14 protein-coding genes and 1 tRNA gene are annotated in these 16,525 nt (G+C 45.4%); 4 read left to right on the top strand and 11 right to left on the bottom strand.

Features of this window, described 5'->3' with window-relative positions; genetic code table 11:
* Positions 1–9: 9 nt before the first annotated feature.
* The 3 genes from V7R35_RS14585 to V7R35_RS14575 all read right to left on the bottom strand — a co-directional run bounded on the left by V7R35_RS14585 (position 10) and on the right by V7R35_RS14575 (position 2,937).
* Complete coding sequence (locus V7R35_RS14585) at positions 10–1,308, bottom strand: adenylosuccinate synthase (protein WP_334015640.1); 1,299 nt, start codon at positions 1,306–1,308, stop codon at positions 10–12.
* A gap of 235 nt (positions 1,309–1,543) precedes the next feature.
* The gene (locus V7R35_RS14580; protein WP_334015639.1) at positions 1,544–1,726 is read right to left on the bottom strand and encodes a DUF2065 domain-containing protein; all 183 of its coding nucleotides are present in this window, start codon (positions 1,724–1,726) and stop codon (positions 1,544–1,546) included.
* 35 nt (positions 1,727–1,761) lie between these two features.
* Positions 1,762–2,937, bottom strand: a complete 1,176-nt coding sequence (locus V7R35_RS14575; protein ID WP_334015638.1) for an aminotransferase class V-fold PLP-dependent enzyme — start codon at positions 2,935–2,937, stop codon at positions 1,762–1,764.
* 258 nt (positions 2,938–3,195) lie between these two features.
* On the opposite strand from V7R35_RS14575, the gene V7R35_RS14570 reads away from it, so the two are divergent.
* A complete protein-coding gene (locus V7R35_RS14570) occupies positions 3,196–3,621 on the top strand; it encodes a hypothetical protein (protein ID WP_334015637.1) in 426 nt (141 codons plus the stop codon).
* 105 nt (positions 3,622–3,726) lie between these two features.
* On the opposite strand, the gene trxA is transcribed toward V7R35_RS14570, so the two are convergent.
* A complete protein-coding gene (gene trxA / locus V7R35_RS14565) occupies positions 3,727–4,596 on the bottom strand; it encodes a thioredoxin (RefSeq protein ID WP_334015636.1) in 870 nt (289 codons plus the stop codon).
* A 226-nt stretch (positions 4,597–4,822) separates the two neighbouring features.
* On the opposite strand from trxA, the gene V7R35_RS14560 reads away from it, so the two are divergent.
* Together V7R35_RS14560 and V7R35_RS14555 are read left to right on the top strand one after the other, a co-directional pair.
* Positions 4,823–5,185: a DUF962 domain-containing protein gene (locus V7R35_RS14560; protein ID WP_334015635.1), complete on the top strand. Its 363-nt coding sequence runs from the start codon at positions 4,823–4,825 to the stop codon at positions 5,183–5,185.
* 141 nt (positions 5,186–5,326) lie between these two features.
* Entirely contained in the window at positions 5,327–7,435 is a 2,109-nt protein-coding gene (locus V7R35_RS14555; protein ID WP_334015634.1) for a S9 family peptidase, read from the top strand.
* 108 nt (positions 7,436–7,543) lie between these two features.
* On the opposite strand, the gene V7R35_RS14550 is transcribed toward V7R35_RS14555, so the two are convergent.
* The 6 genes from V7R35_RS14550 to purE form a co-directional block, all read right to left on the bottom strand.
* On the bottom strand, positions 7,544–8,680 hold the full coding sequence (locus V7R35_RS14550) for a PQQ-dependent sugar dehydrogenase (RefSeq protein ID WP_334015633.1): 1,137 nt from the start codon (positions 8,678–8,680) through the stop codon (positions 7,544–7,546).
* A 189-nt stretch (positions 8,681–8,869) separates the two neighbouring features.
* Positions 8,870–9,343, bottom strand: a complete 474-nt coding sequence (locus V7R35_RS14545) for a Dps family protein (RefSeq protein WP_334015632.1) — start codon at positions 9,341–9,343, stop codon at positions 8,870–8,872.
* A 404-nt stretch (positions 9,344–9,747) separates the two neighbouring features.
* Positions 9,748–10,317, bottom strand: coding sequence for a copper chaperone PCu(A)C (locus V7R35_RS14540; RefSeq protein WP_334015631.1), 570 nt, complete (start codon positions 10,315–10,317; stop codon positions 9,748–9,750).
* 64 nt (positions 10,318–10,381) lie between these two features.
* Positions 10,382–10,457 (bottom strand) — tRNA-Thr (locus V7R35_RS14535).
* Positions 10,458–10,518: 61 nt separating this feature from the next.
* Positions 10,519–11,655, bottom strand: a complete 1,137-nt coding sequence (locus V7R35_RS14530; RefSeq protein WP_334015629.1) for a 5-(carboxyamino)imidazole ribonucleotide synthase — start codon at positions 11,653–11,655, stop codon at positions 10,519–10,521.
* Positions 11,652–12,146 carry a 5-(carboxyamino)imidazole ribonucleotide mutase gene (gene purE / locus V7R35_RS14525; protein WP_334015628.1) on the bottom strand — a complete coding sequence of 165 codons (495 nt, stop codon included), beginning with the start codon at positions 12,144–12,146 and terminating at the stop codon, positions 11,652–11,654. Before purE ends, V7R35_RS14530 begins: the two co-directional genes overlap by 4 nt.
* A gap of 310 nt (positions 12,147–12,456) precedes the next feature.
* Here purE and nhaA point away from each other — a divergent pair, with 310 nt between their 5' ends.
* Positions 12,457–13,731, top strand: a complete 1,275-nt coding sequence (nhaA, locus tag V7R35_RS14520; protein ID WP_334015627.1) for a Na+/H+ antiporter NhaA — start codon at positions 12,457–12,459, stop codon at positions 13,729–13,731.
* On the opposite strand, the gene V7R35_RS14515 is transcribed toward nhaA, so the two are convergent.
* Complete coding sequence (locus V7R35_RS14515) at positions 13,693–16,509, bottom strand: ATP-binding protein (protein ID WP_334015626.1); 2,817 nt, start codon at positions 16,507–16,509, stop codon at positions 13,693–13,695. The genes nhaA and V7R35_RS14515 overlap by 39 nt on opposite strands.
* Between the last annotated feature and the right edge of the window lie 16 nt (positions 16,510–16,525).

The following is a 16,525-nucleotide window of genomic DNA, read 5'->3' as shown; positions in this document are numbered from 1 at the left end:
CACTATTTATTACGCATCGTAAGGGTTACGTAGCACAATAGTTTCGTTTCTGTCTGGGCCTGTTGATACAATATCAATAGGTACACCAGTAAGCTCTTCAAGGCGCTTGATGTAATTCTTTGCAGCTTGTGGAAGCGCGTCAAACTCGGTTACGCCAAATGTGTTGTCATTCCAGCCCGGCATTTCTTCATATACTGGCGTTACTTTTTCGTAACCGTCAGCCGCCATAGGTGGTACGTCTTTCACATTGCCGTCTGCGTCTTTATAACCTACACAAATTTGCAGGCTTTCAAGACCGTCTAGTACGTCTAGCTTAGTTAGGCAGAAACCCGTCACAGAGTTAATTTGCACTGCACGCTTCATTGCAACGGCGTCAAACCAACCAGTACGGCGTTTACGACCTGTAGTAGCACCAAACTCGTGACCTTTAACACCTAGGTGTTGACCCACTTCACATTCAAGCTCAGTTGGGAAAGGACCAGAACCAACACGAGTGGTATATGCTTTGACAATACCTAGCACGTAATCTAGCTTAAGCGGGCCAAAACCAGCGCCTGTTGCTACACCACCAACGGTAGTGTTAGACGACGTAACATAAGGGTATGTACCGTGGTCGATATCTAGAAGCGTACCTTGCGCGCCTTCAAACATGATAGGCAAACCAGCGTTGTGCGCTTTATCTAACTCGTCGGTTACATCAACTACCATCGCCTTAAGAATGTCAGCAACTTCCATCGCGCATTTTAAGGTTTCATCGTAATCTACCGCTTCTTCGCCGTAATACTGTGTAAGCGTAAAGTTGTGTACGTCTAGTACTTCTTTAAGCTTTGCTGCGAAGTCTTCAGCGTTGAAAAGGTCGCCTACGCGTAAACCGCGGCGCGCTACCTTATCTTCGTAAGCCGGACCAATGCCACGACCTGTTGTACCAATTGCTTTTGCGCCACGTGCTTTTTCACGCGCCACATCTAGGGCAATGTGATAAGGAAGAATAAGCGGACATGCTTCACTTATTTTCAATCGCTCACGCACTGGAACGCCACGCTCTTCAAGCATAGTCATTTCTTTCATTAGTGCGTCAGGGCTAAGTACCACACCGTTACCGATAATACAGGTAACATTGTCGCGTAGGATGCCTGATGGGATTAAGTGAAGAACGGTTTTTTCACCGTCGATTACTAGAGTGTGACCTGCATTGTGCCCGCCTTGGTAGCGAACAACATATTTTGCGCGATCTGTGAGTAGGTCTACGACCTTGCCTTTACCCTCGTCACCCCATTGAGTGCCGAGTACCACAACGTTCTTTGCCATGAATCATATGTGTAAGAAAATTAGGCGGGGATTCTACAAAATTCTAGAGCAAGGATCACCCCCTTTTCGAACAAAAATACAACGAAATTATTTTACACGTTAAGCAAAGTGCTGTTTTTTGAAAACCTGCTTTTCCCCGAATAATGGCTACGTGCCAGTAACACCTTAATTTGAAAGGTATAACGCAAGAGGTGGCATAAGAAAACTGAACAAATGGTCGAGCCACACGCAACGACTAATTAAAATACAATAAAAGTAGTGTGCCAATAATCACCAGCACTCCGCCCATTTGTCGAAGCTGATTACTGGGCTGTTGACTTACCTGTAGTAGATAATTTCGCCACTTGTTAGGGAATAACAAAGGACCAATGCCTTCAACAATCAGCACAAGCGCAAGCGCTGGTAGTAGCCAATCCATTATTTATTTACCTTTCTATTTTACAAGAGCTTATGCTACAAGCCGCTAATAGCGCTTAAATCCATGTAGTCCTTAGTATGGTAAAGCCCAAAACCGAAACGCAGTCGGTTACCACGAGAGTCAGTAAGGATACCTTGCTCTTTTAATGCAGCAGATAGCTGTTGGGTAATATCAGCACTTTCTAATTCAAACGTTAAGAAATGCCCCCGCTCAGATGCGTCTTTTACCACAAGGTTTGATGCATTAAGCATGGGGTGCTGCTGAGCACTCAGCTGTTCTAAGAAATGCTGCTGCATTTGCATCACATAATCGTTAACCGTAGTAATGCTAATGTTGTTTTCTTCAAACAAATTCAGCACGGCGCGCAATCTGTATAACGCCGTAAAGTCCATAGTTGCGCCGGCGAAGCGCATGCCGTCTTGGCTATACTGCACTGCCGCCTTGCCGTCTATTTGGCGAGGCTTATCTAAATCGCCAAACTCGGCAAACCAGCCAGTGTAAGCCGGACGCAAGGTACACCCAGTTGGCACATGTGCAAAGCATGCTCCTTCGCCTGCCTGCGCGTATTTATAGCTGCCCGCTAAGTAAAAGGCGCGATGGGCGATTTCGCTTAAATCGGTGGGCTTTGCCATAAAGCCGTGGTAGCCGTCTATAACAACAAGCGTGTCGTCGTTTGTCACACTATTCACGATGTCATTAACATCGCTCACCACATAGCCTGAATTAAAAAATACCTGACTAAAGAACACCAGTTCAGGGTTATGCTGAGCAATGGCAGCTTTGAACCGCTCAGAAAACGTCGCAAAAGGCTGAGTAGGTACCGTAATGAGTTCTATGCTGCCTTGTTCTTGCAAGCGGCTGGCCTGGCGCTGAAAACTATGAAACTCGCTGTCGGTAGACACCACTTTAAATGGCTTAGTACTGTCGAAACAGCTCATAATGCGATAAAGCAGTTCATGAGTATTGGGTGCAAACACGATTTGCTGAGGCGCTAATGTGTTTAATATGTTGCTTATTTTCGTTTGCAGCTGAGGTACCAGCGTTTCGAAAAAGTAACCCCATTTGTGGTCAACGTATTTTGCGCTGTCGTCCCAGTACTGCAACATGGCATCGCGCGTGCAGTCGGGCCAAAAGTAATGGCTATGACACGCATAATGCTGGTTGTGAGTGTTTGCAGAAAGAAAACCTTGATAAAACTGCTGATACGACATAACACCAATACCCTAATATAAAACCGTCTAAACCCTACCAAAAATAGCGGTGTATAGCATGGGTAAGCATGCTCACGAATTACAATTAGTTACACTTAAGTGTAAATAGTTTTGCCCATAGCGCGTGTTTTAACTTGTTACCTTACCAAGCTGAGTATATTTTTTTATACCTATTGATGCTGCAATTTACTTAAAGTCTGCTATAAACTGTTAATTAGTGTATGGCTATACATACGCGCTCTACTGGTAGGGTTCACTATGCGCTTCCCAAAATACGGAAATTACTCTTTGGATATCTCGGGCAATGTGCTTGAGGTGTTTGCTACAGGTGCGTGGAATTTAAGAACGACCGAACTATTTGTTGAGGAAATGCACGACCTTATTAGTAAGTTCGACGACAAACCCTGGGCCGCACTGATGGATGGCCGTAGATGGGTACTCTCAACCCCTGAATGCCAAACCTGTTTGGCCGATGCCATTAAAACCAATATATCCCGAGGTTTGTGCCGCAGTGCTTATGTGCTAGATAGCGGCATGGTGAAACGTGCACAGCTTGAGCGAACCCACCCTGCAAAACAGCGAGAGGTTGAATTTCCTCAATACGAGCGTGAATATTTTGAGAAATATTTTTCTGCGCTCAACTGGCTTCATACCGAAGGGTATTCGCCCTTAAACACGAAGTAACCAAATAGCGCACAAGCGGTATAACGAATTTAAAGATAAAGAAAAGCCGGCACTCGCCGGCTTTTTAGCATGACATCGAATAACGTACGCGCTGCAATAGCAGTACTAATATAAAAGGCTGTAAACCTTACGACGATATTCTGATTTTAGCGGGTCACCATCTGGCAGCGCGTTCATCATGTCCATCATCAGCTTTCTCGCATCGCCAAAACCTAGTTCTTTCTTCAACACACCGTAAAGTAATTCTAGCGCGTCTTGTGCTTTATTTGCTTGTTGCAACTGCACCGCTAAGTCAACCTTCAACTGTAGGTCGTCAGGGTTTTCCTGTACAGCAGCGGTAAGCTGCCTAATTTCAGGCGTGTCTGCCGCTTGTTCAGCAAGCTCTATTTTGCCTGCAAGCGACTTATAGCGAGAGTCTTGATCGACTAGCTTAATCTCTTCAAGAAGCGTTTTCGCAACGTCAATCGACCCCGTTTCAATGAAGCAGTCGATAAGCATGTATTTGGCGTTCACGTTATCAGGGCTTAACTCAAGCGCCTCTTTAGCAGCAGGTAGCGCAGTGGCGTAATCGCCCTGCTGAATTGCTTTACCGGCTGTGGCAAGTAAGTCATCTTCCGGGTTAGGTAAATACTTCGCCAGCATTTCTCTTATTTGCTGCTCTGGCTGAACGCCAGCAAAGCCGTCTACTGGTTGCCCGTTTTGCACTACCATTACGGTAGGTAAGCTACGAATACCAAACTGCGCAGCCACTTCTTGCTGCGCCTCGCAGTCGACTTTTGCCAAAATTAAATGCTGACTGTACTCGCCCGCTAACTTTTCTAAAATGGGCATCAAGTCTTTACAAGGCTCACACCAGTCTGCCCAAAAGTCGATTAGCACCAGCTTTTCTTGCGATGCCTCTACGATAACTTGCTGAAAATTCTCTACGGTAATATCAACAATGGTTGCTTGATGATTAGCAACTAAATTTTCCATAACTCGCGCCTTTACACTTTGCTGTATGCCTTGGAATATGGGGTACATCTTCAAAAAATACAAGGGCTTCACGAAGGCTTACCTAGCTTGAACAAGGCCTAGGCAGTGCTATTACCCTCAAACTGTCAAATTGACGACATTTAAGCTAACGCAAAGGTGTTAACGTATTGTTAACGACGCAGTAATATAAGAAGCAGTTTCATAAGATGAAATTCGAGGATAACCTATGACAACAGAAGCTAAGTCAACAGAAGAAAAGGCAACGCAAGCCAAGCCCGCAAGTCCGTTTACTTCATTCAGTCAGTTTTATCCGTATTATTTAGCTGAACACAGCAATCCAACCTGTCGAACTTTACACTTTGTGGGTTCTTGGTTGGTATTAGGTGTTATTGCTATGGCCGTTTATACCACTAACTGGGCGCTGTTGTGGTTAATTCCTGTCATCGGTTACGGCTTTGCATGGGTGGGCCATTTTTTCTTTGAAAAAAATAAACCGGCGACATTCAAACATCCTTTTTACAGTTTGCTTGGCGACTGGGTTATGTTCAAAGATATCCTTGTGGGCAAAGTAAGTTTGAAGCGCGAATAAACTAAAAGAGCGATTTGTTATCGCGTTCCACCTGCACATCACCGCATACTGTCTACAAGTTGAAAAATAAAGCGATATGGTGAACACCTGACCCTATTACGCTGTAAGTAATAACAACGAAAAATAATAAAGGACTTTTATATGCTCGCGTCTACTTTACTCAACCGACAGCACTTGAGTGCACCTGCAGCTGCCCTTGCTTTACTTTTTACTGCCAATACAGCGTTCGCGCTACAAAGCGAACCGAGTAACACTGAAGCAAAAGCAGCCATATCACCGCTTAAGTACGAAGACACGTTTAACCTAGAATTTGTTGCTAGCCCGCAGTTTATTAGCAGTGATACGGTTATCTATAGTCGCCAAAGCATGGATATTATGACCGACAGTCGTCAAAGCAGGCTGTGGCAGGTAAATATCAAGTCGGGTGAACACCGCCCATTTATCGGCGATGATGTAAATCTATCGCAGGCAACGCTTTCACCTAACGGCAAATATATTGCTTACACAAAATCGGTGAAAGGGCGCGCCCAGCTTCATCTTTATTACGTTGACAGTAAACAGTCAGTCCGACTGACTAACTTAAGCGAAACACCGCGCCAAATAACATGGTCGAACGACAGCAAAACCTTAGCGTTTACGCTGTTTACACCTGAAAAGCAAAAACCACTGTTCACCGGCATGCCTGCTAAGCCCAAAGGGGCAAAATGGGCAGAAACGGCGAAATACATCGATTCAACTCAGTATCGTGGCGACGGTCGAGGCTACTTGCGCGAAGGCTATAATCAAATTTATGTGCTTCCTGTAGAAGGTGGTACGCCGCGTCAGCTAACCTCGGGTAAATTTCCAAGCGGTGGCACGCTTTCTTTCTCGCCTGACAACGACTGGATTTACTTTGCAACACCACATCGCGAAGACTACGCACTTAACCCGCTGTTTAGCGATATCTACAAAGTAAGCGTAAACACAGGAGAGCTTGTTCAAGTTACCGATATGGATGGTCCAGAAAGCAGGCCAACGTTAAGTCCTAATGGTAAATACCTTGCTTTTAGCCAGCTAAACGACAGAAAGCTTTCGTATCAAAATAGTGATTTAGTAATGATGGAGCTGGAGTCGGGTGACATTACGCGATTAACGTCATCGCTTGATAGATCGTTAGGTAAGTTTGTTTGGCGTCAAGATAGCCGTGGCTTGGTGTTTTCGTACCTTGATAAAGGTGAAACAAAGCTAGCCGCCGTTAACTTAAAAGGTGATGTTAAGCCCATTGACGTGGCTATTGGTGGGCAAGCACTTGGACGCCCATATACATCGGGCGACTTTGCACTTAGTAAAAAGGGCGATATTGTTTTTACCACGGCTTCGCGCACTACTCCAGGCGACTTGGCGCTATTTCGCAAAGGCAAATCACCTACGCTTCTTACCCAGCTTAATACCGATGCGCTAGGGCATAAAACCTTAGCAGAAGTGAAAGATGTTAACGTTAAAAGCTCGGTGGACCAGCGCGACATTGGCGCTTGGGTAGCTTTGCCTCTAGGCTTTGATAGTACGAAAAAATACCCGCTTATTTTAGAAATCCACGGCGGACCTCACGCGGCTTACGGCCCGCACTTTGCCATGGAAATTCAGTTAATGGCTGCGCAAGGTTATGTGGTGGTATGGGCCAACCCTAGAGGCAGTAGCTCTTACGGTGAAGATTTTGGTAACACCATTCACCATAACTATCCGTCTGAAGACTACAATGACCTGATGGACGTAGTGGATGCAGTAATTGCCAAAGGTTACGTAGATACTGACAACCTATTTATTACAGGTGGTTCTGGTGGTGGCGTGCTTACCGCATGGTCTATTGGCAAGACAGACCGCTTTGCCGCTGCTGTAGTGGCAAAACCCGTTATCAACTGGGTAAGCTTTGCGTTAACCGCCGATGCCTATCCGTACTTTAGCCAATACTGGATGGCCGATATGCCGTGGAACATTGCGGATAAACTTTGGAAGCGCAGTCCGCTGTCGCTAGTGGGTAACGTAAAAACTCCTACAATGCTACTTACCGGTGAAGCTGATTACCGCACGCCAATTAGCGAGTCAGAGCAGTATTACCAAGCATTGAAATTGCAAAACATTGATGCCGCCATGGTAAGAATTCCTGGCGCATCGCACGGTATTGCCAGTCGCCCTTCACGCTTAATTCAAAAAGTAGGCAACATAATAGCGTGGTTTGAGCGATACAAAACCAAGCCAGAAGAGAGCGAATAGCTCTTAAAGGAAGCATTCATTCAGGTACAAAAAAAGCCGAGCTCTGTTAATTGCTCGGCTTTTTGCATTTAGCTTTATTGCTTCTGACAATAAATTTAACGCAACACGTTATTTAGACAGTTTCACAACCTTACCGTTAGTCGCGTCGGTTAAAAGATAAATAGAGCCATCAGGCGCCACTTCAACGTCACGAATACGCGCCTGCATATCGCGGACATATTCAAATTGCTCGGCAGGTTTACCGTCTTCAACACTTACGCGACGAAGATGTGTAAACTTCAAGCTGCCTACTAGAATGTCGCCCTGCCACTCTTTAAACATATCGCCGGTGTAGAAAGTAAGACCGCTTGGCGCAATTGACGGGTCCCAGTACAACCACGGTTGTTCCATGCCTTCCATATGGGTTTTATCACTGATGATTTCACCGCTGTAATCAATACCGTAGGTAATAACTGGCCAACCATAGTTAGCGCCCGCTTTAATTTCATTGATTTCGTCACCGCCTTTCGGACCATGCTCCATAGCCCAAACGTCACCGGTTTCAGGATGAAGCGTAACCCCTTGTACGTTGCGATGACCGTAGCTGAACACTTCAGGCGCATCACCGTCTACAAATGGGTTGCTTTTCGGTACGCTGCCGTCGCGATTAATACGAACAATTTTACCGTAGTGGTTATTCGTGTTTTGCGCCTCTTGCATATACTTATAGCGGTCGCCCATTGTGATATATAGGTGCTTGTCGGCATCGAAGACTAGACGGCAGCCAAAGTGAAAGCCATTATCAACAATTGAATCGGCGCTAAAAATGACGTTTACGTTTTCTAGCCCGTTGTCGGTAAGCGTTGCTTTAGCAACGCTACTGCTGCTTCCACTTTTGCCTTCTACATCAGTTTCTCTGCTGTAACAAAAATAGATAGTGTTGTTGGTAGCAAAGTCTGGATCGATGATAATATCTAACATACCGCCCTGATTTTGCGCTACTACCTCAGGCACGTTGGCAAGGCGCCCAGATAACTTACCGTCTTTCGATAAACGCTGAATGCCACCCGCACGCTCGGTTACAAGCAAATCGCCGTTTGGTAAAAAGGCCATTCCCCATGGATGCTCTAAGCCTTCTGCTAAAATGGTTACCTTAATGTCGGAATGTGAGCCGTCGTCGTGATGTCCGCCATGCGCAACGGCATTTTGATTAAGTGCTGCGGTAAGCGCTGCAGCGCTGAGTAACAGGGTGGTCTTAGTTGTCATTGGTAGCCTCAACGTGTGTTATGCAACGATGGTTCGTTACATCAATCCATGCTTATTGGGTTTAAATAGCTGATTACCTATAAATAATAGCCAGCATTTAAGAATTGTAATACACACGAGTATACAAAAAAGGGCACAGCAGTGCTGTACCCTTTAAGACAGGTTACCCATTGGGTACGCTAAACGCTTTTACTTTGGAAGCGTAGCGCGTAGCATCCATGCGGTTTTTTCATGCACACGCATGCGATCGCCAATTAGGGCTGCTGACGACTCATCATCTGCGTCTTGTGCTAACTTAAGTGACGCGCGACAGGTTTTTACCACCTGCTCGTGACCGTGCGTAAGCAGCCTTACCATTTCAATGGCCTCTGGCACACCTTCCACTTCTTCAATTGAACTTAATGCAGCAAAAGATTTATACGTACCCGGCGCGGCAACACCCAGTGTGCGAATGCGCTCGGCTATTTCATCAACTGCCGTAGCAAGTTCGGTGTAGTGCTCTTCAAACATCAAGTGAAGCTCACGGAACTGCGGCCCTTCAACATTCCAATGAAAATTGTGCGTTTGAAGGTAAAGGGTGTACGAATCGGCCAGCAGTTTTTTCAATCCTTCTGCTACTGCGTTACGATCACTCTCAGAAATACCAATATCAATCTTGCTCATGTCAAACTCCCTTATCTAATCCAGATGTTTTCAAATTCACCAAAAGAATTAAAAACCAAATTTTTAATCTAATTAAATGATATACACATTCGCGCAGAAAAGCTGTCGCAATAAATTGATTGGGTTCATCGACTAGCTCAATGAACCCTGATTAACGCAACGTTATCTTTAGCATGCTAATTACAACGAAAACCTTTTGATATTAGTTCATAAACCTTTTGATTATAGAGTCTGTTAACCTTTTCTATGCAATTTTGCAGAGGTTTGTGCTTCGTTTATACAATGCAGAGCAACTGCGGTGTAGTTGACCTACATAAAGAAGCGATAAAGCAGTAGAAATGAAGCACAAGCACTCAAAATAGATCGTTTGTGAAATGCATTTTATATTAATACTGGTCTTTGTATTAATGATGGTCTTTGTGATGATGGTGGTTTGCTTCACCGTCTTTTTTTACTGGCAATACTATTTCCAATTCGATTTCCATAGTTTCGCCTTCTTTAAAATGCAGTGTAAGCGGCACTTCACTACCTTCTTCAAGCCCTTTGCTAAGCCCTAGCAACATGACATGGTAACCACCAGGCTTAAACATAACCTTCTCGTTTGGTTTTACCACAACACCTTCAGACACTTCGCGCATTTGCATCATCTCGTCTTGCATTACCGTGGTATGAATTTGGGCATCGTCGGCTACGCTGCTATCAACGTCTACGCCTGTAAGCGTAATTGGGCTAGTGCTGCTGTTGTGTAAGGTAAAATACACCGCGCCGGTTTTGGCTAACGCAAAGGTAGCGCGCGCGTACCCGTCCATCACCATAATTGTTTGATGGTTGTCGTGCGCGTCGTGTTTGTGCTGCTGGTGCTGCTCGTGTTGATGCTGTTTGTGTTGATGTGCGAAAGCGGTACCAGTAACACTAAGTGCTAATACGCTGCTGAGTAACAATGACTTTAGATAACGCGATGAGGGGAAAAACATACTTACGCTCCGTTTTAGTAAACAAAGCTAGTGTACGTAATATCGCTTTTAGAAAAAAGAGAAATGGTGCCGACTGCCGGAATCGAACTGGCGACCTACTGATTACAAGTCAGTTGCTCTACCAACTGAGCTAAGTCGGCACACTAAGTACAACCGCTGCCTAGACAGCGGATGCGTATTCTAGCGATAAACGCGTTGGTGTCAACCTTTTAATCGCGTTGCTTCACCAACTAATTTAGGGAAGTACTCAAGCGGTAAGTATTGGCTAAGCGCCATTAGCTTTTCGCCTAGGCTTTCATAACTATTAGTTGTCACATTGATATGCCCCATCTTGCGTTTTTCACGTACCGATTTACCGTACCAGTGAAGGTGGCTACCATCTATACTCAGTAAATCGCGAGAGAAGCTACTGCAACCAATAACATTTACCATTGCACTTGGACCGATTGCGCTAGTGTCGCCAAGCGGCAATCCACACACGGCGCGCAAATGGTTTTCAAATTGGCTAGTAACGGCGCCAGACTGACTCCAGTGCCCCGAATTATGAACACGAGGTGCAAGTTCATTAACCAGCAGCTTGTCGCCAACTTGGAATAACTCAACGGCTAACACGCCAACGTAGTCCATGCCTTCAGCAAGTTTTGAGAAAATGTCGTGAGCTTGAGCCTGCAATGCATCGTCAACGTTAGTTGCAGGTGCCACCGACACGTGCAGCTGTCCTTGATGATGCAAGTTTTCTGCAAGCGGATAGGTGCGAATATCGCCTTTGGCGTTACGTACGCCGATAAGTGATAGCTCTCTATCGAAAGCCACCATTTTCTCAACCACTAGCGGTACGTTTTCAAGATCTAATCCTGTTAGCGCATTTTTAAGCTCTGGTAGGTCGGCTTCTTCGGCCAAACGCCACTGACCGTAGCCATCGTAACCATCGCGGCTAGCTTTCAGAATAAGCTTACTTCCCAATGCGGTTACGCAATCGTCAAGCTGATCTAGATGCGTAACAATACGATGTTCGCAATTCGCCACGCCCATTTTTTCAAGCAGCTTTTTCTCTCTAACGCGGTCAGCACCTACTAAGATACTATCGATGTTAGGCATTAGCTTATTGGTTTGCGCCGCCTGCTCAAGCAGACGCTCAGGCACGTGTTCAAACTCAACGGTTAATGCATCAGCCGCTTCAAGCGCTTGCTCTAGCGTTGTGTCTAACGGTGTTTTGCTGACGGGGTGGACAACGGTGTCGTTGTTTACGTCAACAGCTTGTACGTCTATACCTAGAGGGCTACCCGCAAGGTACATCATTTGTGCAAGTTGGCCTGCGCCGTAAACTACTACTCTCATTCATCTAGCTCCAACGTGTTGCTTGAAGCCAAAACTGTGTCAGTTTGAGACTGTCTAAATGCAATAACAGCGTTGCGAACACTTTCGTCTTGAAGGGCAACAACCTGCGCAGCAAGAAGGCCTGCATTTGCTGCACCCGCCTCACCAATAGCTAGCGTACCAACTGCTACGCCTTTTGGCATTTGTACAATAGACAACAGTGAATCTAAACCATTTAACGCTTTGGATTTAACCGGGCAACCGAACACTGGTAGGTGTGTGTGGGCTGCAATCATTCCTGGCAAATGCGCTGCGCCGCCAGCACCTGCAATAATGGCGCTGAAGCCTTCATCTGCGGCTTGCTCGGCAAACTCTACTAGCAAGTTAGGTGTGCGGTGTGCCGACACCACCTTCGCTTCAAATTCAACACCAAACGACTTCAGCATTTTCGCGGCCTGCTGCATGGTAGGCCAGTCTGAAGTTGAACCCATTACAATCGCGACTTTTGCCATCTAGAGATCCTCGGGGTAGGTAAAGTGGACAACCTTGGAAAGGCCGCGATTGTAGCCTAAAACAGTTTAAAATCCCACCGCAAAACCCACTTAAATACCCCTTTCAGCCAATATACCGCTTATGCCTTAATGTGATCTTCGACTCGCAAAACAGCCGTATGAACTAAAATTAATAAACTATTTTTAAGACGATATAGTGTCTTCAATACAGCCTTTAAATATTTTATCGCAAGGTAATAAGGGCCTATAAATAAAGAACATAAAGCCGCCATGGAAAATGGCTTTTTATAACGGACGCAGGAGAATAACCATGACACACAAGCACGAACCCGATGTCATCGATGACGTGATTGAAGAGGTTCATGACGTTGTTTCAGACTTTCTCAATCGCCAAGCGGCGCCCGGTATATTGTTAATGTTAGCGACCGTGCTGGCACTTATTATTGCAAATTCACCGCTTGATACCGTTTACGACCAGCTTATTACTATGCCGGTACAAATTTCCGCTGGCTCTTGGGCAATTGATAAACCGCTTTTGCTTTGGATAAACGATGGTCTAATGGCGATTTTCTTTTTTCACGTAGGACTAGAGTTGAAACGTGAAATTTGCGAAGGCGAGTTATCAAACCCTAGTAATATTATACTGCCCACTAGCGGGGCCATTGGCGGCATGGTAGTCCCTGCGCTTATTTACGTAAGTATTAATTGGGACAACCCCGTGGCAGTGGCTGGCTGGGCTATTCCCGCGGCAACCGACATTGCCTTTGCACTTGGTGTGCTTGCACTGTTAGGTAGCCGTGTGCCCACGAGCTTGAAGGTGTTCCTTGTTACCCTTGCCATCATTGACGATATCGGCGCTATTGTAATTATTGCGCTGTTTTATACGGATAACATCACAGCTGGTGCGCTTTACATAGCTGCTGCATGCTTACTGCTGTTATGGCAAATGAATAAACGCAACGTAGTAGATATACCTGCTTACGTACTTGTGGGCATAGTATTATGGGTAGCTATGCTGAAGTCGGGCGTGCATGCAACGTTAGCCGGCGTTGTTTTAGCGGCATTTATACCCATGCGTGACCCTAACGATACGACTTATTCCCCTGTCACCCGATTAGAGCACAGTCTAAATGGGTCGGTGAGCTTTGCCATTTTGCCGTTGTTTGCCTTTGCAAATGCCGGTATTAGCTTTGGCAATATCAGCCCAGAGGGTATTTTTCATCCAGTGACCTTTGGTATCTTTTTAGGCCTTGTCGTAGGTAAACAGCTGGGCGTATTTGGCTGTTGTTTACTAATGGTAAAACTGAAACTAGCCTCGTTACCTCATGACCTAAACTTAAAGCACATTTATGGCTGTGCCCTTTTATGCGGTGTAGGGTTTACCATGAGTTTATTCATAGGTGGTCTGGCATTCGAACAAACGGGCATTAATCAGATATTTGATGAGCGAGTGGGTATTTTAGCAGGCTCGTTGGTGTCGGCCTGCCTAGGTTATCTGGTGCTGCGTATTGTAAGTGACGGTAAGAATAATGATAAAGGCGTTGCACTAAACGCGACTAAGTTCACGGGCAATACTGTCAAATAACACTTTTTTGCGAATAGGCTTACTTAAATGCGCATTCATGCCTGCTTCTATGCAGGCATTTTTGTCTTCGGTAAACGCGTTGGCCGTTAACGCAATTATTTTAATGTTCTGTTTATTTCTGCCTTCTTTGCGAATAATCGACGCGGCAGTAAACCCGTCCATCACCGGCATTTGACAGTCCATCAAAATAATATCGAAATCGTAACGTTTCTCGGCTTCAACGGTATCTTTGCCGTTTTTAGTGCGAATACATGTAATGTTCTCCGAAGCAAACATATCAATAACGATTTCAGCGTTTATATCGTTATCTTCTGCCAACAGCACACGTAATTTGTCAGGCAATGCCACTATGGTGTCATCACCATTGGCGGTATCGCTATCGCCAACTGTGCATGGAATATAGAAGCGGAACGTTGTGCCCTGCCCTACTTCGCTTTCAACATGCAGTTCGCCGCCCATTAGCTCTACTAACCCTTTAGAGATAGCTAACCCTAATCCCGTGCCGCCAAAATGGCGCGTTGTAGACGCATCTGCTTGCTCAAACTTTTCGAAAATTCTACCAAGCTTGTCTGCTTCAATGCCTATACCTGTATCTACGACCGACACAGTAAGCGCACTGCCGTCGTAGTCTGTAAGTACTTGAACGTTACCTTCATTGGTAAATTTAATGGCATTGCTGATTAGGTTATTCACTATCTGACTTATCTTGCCTGCGTCTAAGTACAGGTGCGTAGGCAAGTTGTCAGACATCTTAGTAATAATTTCAATGCCCTTTGCTTCACTGATATAGCGGTAAAGTTCGCAAGATGCGTCAATTAACTCGCTAACATCGGTGTTATGGGTATCGACAAGCATTTTACCCGACTCAATTTTAGACCAGTCGAGAATACTATCTAGGATCATTAGTAAGTTAGTGGCCGACCTAGAAATGGTTTTAGCACGTGCTTCTATGCGTGATGGTAGCTTATTCTCTAGCATAAGCTCGCATGACCCTATGATGCCATTCATCGGCGTGCGAATTTCGTGGCTCATATTAGCTAAGAACTGCGTTTTTGCTATGTTTGCAGCTTCCGCTTCTTTTAACGCGCTTGCAAGGTGATGCGTTTTTTCTTCTATACGATGTTCAAGCGACTGGTTCAAATCGCTCAGCTCTACGTTCAAGCTTTGCTCGGTTTCACGAGCGGCTTCTAAGTCGTCAAACGCCTTCATTAAACGGCGCTCAAGGCTCATGAATTCATCGCTTAGTGATGACAATTCTTGGATATGTAACGTGCGCTGAGAAAGCTTGGCGGTGTCTTTCTGTTTGGGGTCAAACTCTGCAATATAACGCACGAGTCTACGTATTGGAGCTCCCACCATTTTAGCTACTACATAACCTGTAAAACTACCAAACAAAGACAAGACCAAAAGCAAAAGCAGATCTTTAAGCAAGTAGCTGCTCATCAACACCATGACTAGGCGTTTGTCGAAGTAATAGCTCACTGTCCAGTTGGCAAAGGATAAAGGCTCTGCAAAGCGCAGCCACGTTCTATCATCGTTAACATCTTTTACTTCTATAGGACAGGTAGGCTCACATCCATAAAAGGGCGCTTTTGTTAACGGTTGCATTTGAAGACGCTCTGACGCGTAGATTACCTCGCCTTTCTGATCTTCTATCAGCATCGAGAAGCCGCCTAAGCTCAAGTTATCGACCGCGGCAAAACTATTTAAAGACAGTGACCCTTCCACAATACCAACGGGCACGCCGTTGACGTCTACAATTGGTGCCGATAACGCAATTATTGGATCATTTCCAAACCCTCTGCCTTGAAACACGTTCGATAAGAAAGGCTGACCGCTTTGCATTACTTCATAAAAGTATGGGCGGTAGGCAACATTGAGCATACCGCTTTCCCGCGCTTTTTCCAGCATGGTGGGTGGGTATGCTTGTTTTATCTCGCCTTGTTTGTCGGCCACAAGAAAGGTTAAAAATTCGGGGTAACGCGTAGCCAGTATTGTTAACTGTGTATTTGCAGCAGCATCTTTGTTGTTTTTTACCACGTCACTTGAAAGCATTTGGGCAGCGCCTGCTATGGCATTTTGATGTCGGCGAATAAAGTCGGAAAGCTGGAATTCAAGTACTTTCACCCGCTGTTTCATGTAGCTGTGAATTTGGCGCTCTTGCTGCTGCTGAAACAGGCTTATTGACAAATAAATAACCGCCATAGACGCTACGAAAAAGCAGCCCGAAAAGAAATAGCCAAACAAGAAATGCAGCGAAATGCGCTCTGACTTAGACGATGTCTGGCGTCTTAGGCCGTGAACTGCAAGATAGGCAAAGTGCCCAGTGACCAAGCCAAACACACCGCTTACCCAGGTTACCAACACACCTGAAAACACCATATTGATGTTATCGCTATTATCTAAAGAGTGCTCCAGCAGCAATATAGGTAGGAAAACAATTGACCAAAAGCCCGCACCAACTTTAATCACTTGCTTAAGCGATTTTTGATAACCAAAAAGGCTTAATACAATAGGCAACAAAGTGAGGCTTTCTTTACCAACAATACTGCCTTCGTTTAACCAAAGTGGGACACTAATAATAAGCGTAATAGGGATAGCAATAACAGGATGGAAGCGCATGGCCGCGTAAACAGCCGCGCTTACGCCGAAAATAGCAATACCGGAGCTATCAAAGGGTGCTTCAAGCGCGTTAAGCCCCACGCCGAGCAAGCACGTAAGAATGGCTTGAAAAACCAAGGCCCATGATAGCGTAATAGTAGTACTGCCTAATTTCAAAATAGTTACCTAGCCC

Source organism: Alteromonas sp. S167, from assembly GCF_036864375.1.
Lineage (GTDB): Bacteria > Pseudomonadota > Gammaproteobacteria > Enterobacterales > Alteromonadaceae > Alteromonas.
The sequence above is the reverse complement of the archived record's forward strand: the minus strand, read 5'-3'. Positions and strand labels throughout refer to the sequence as shown.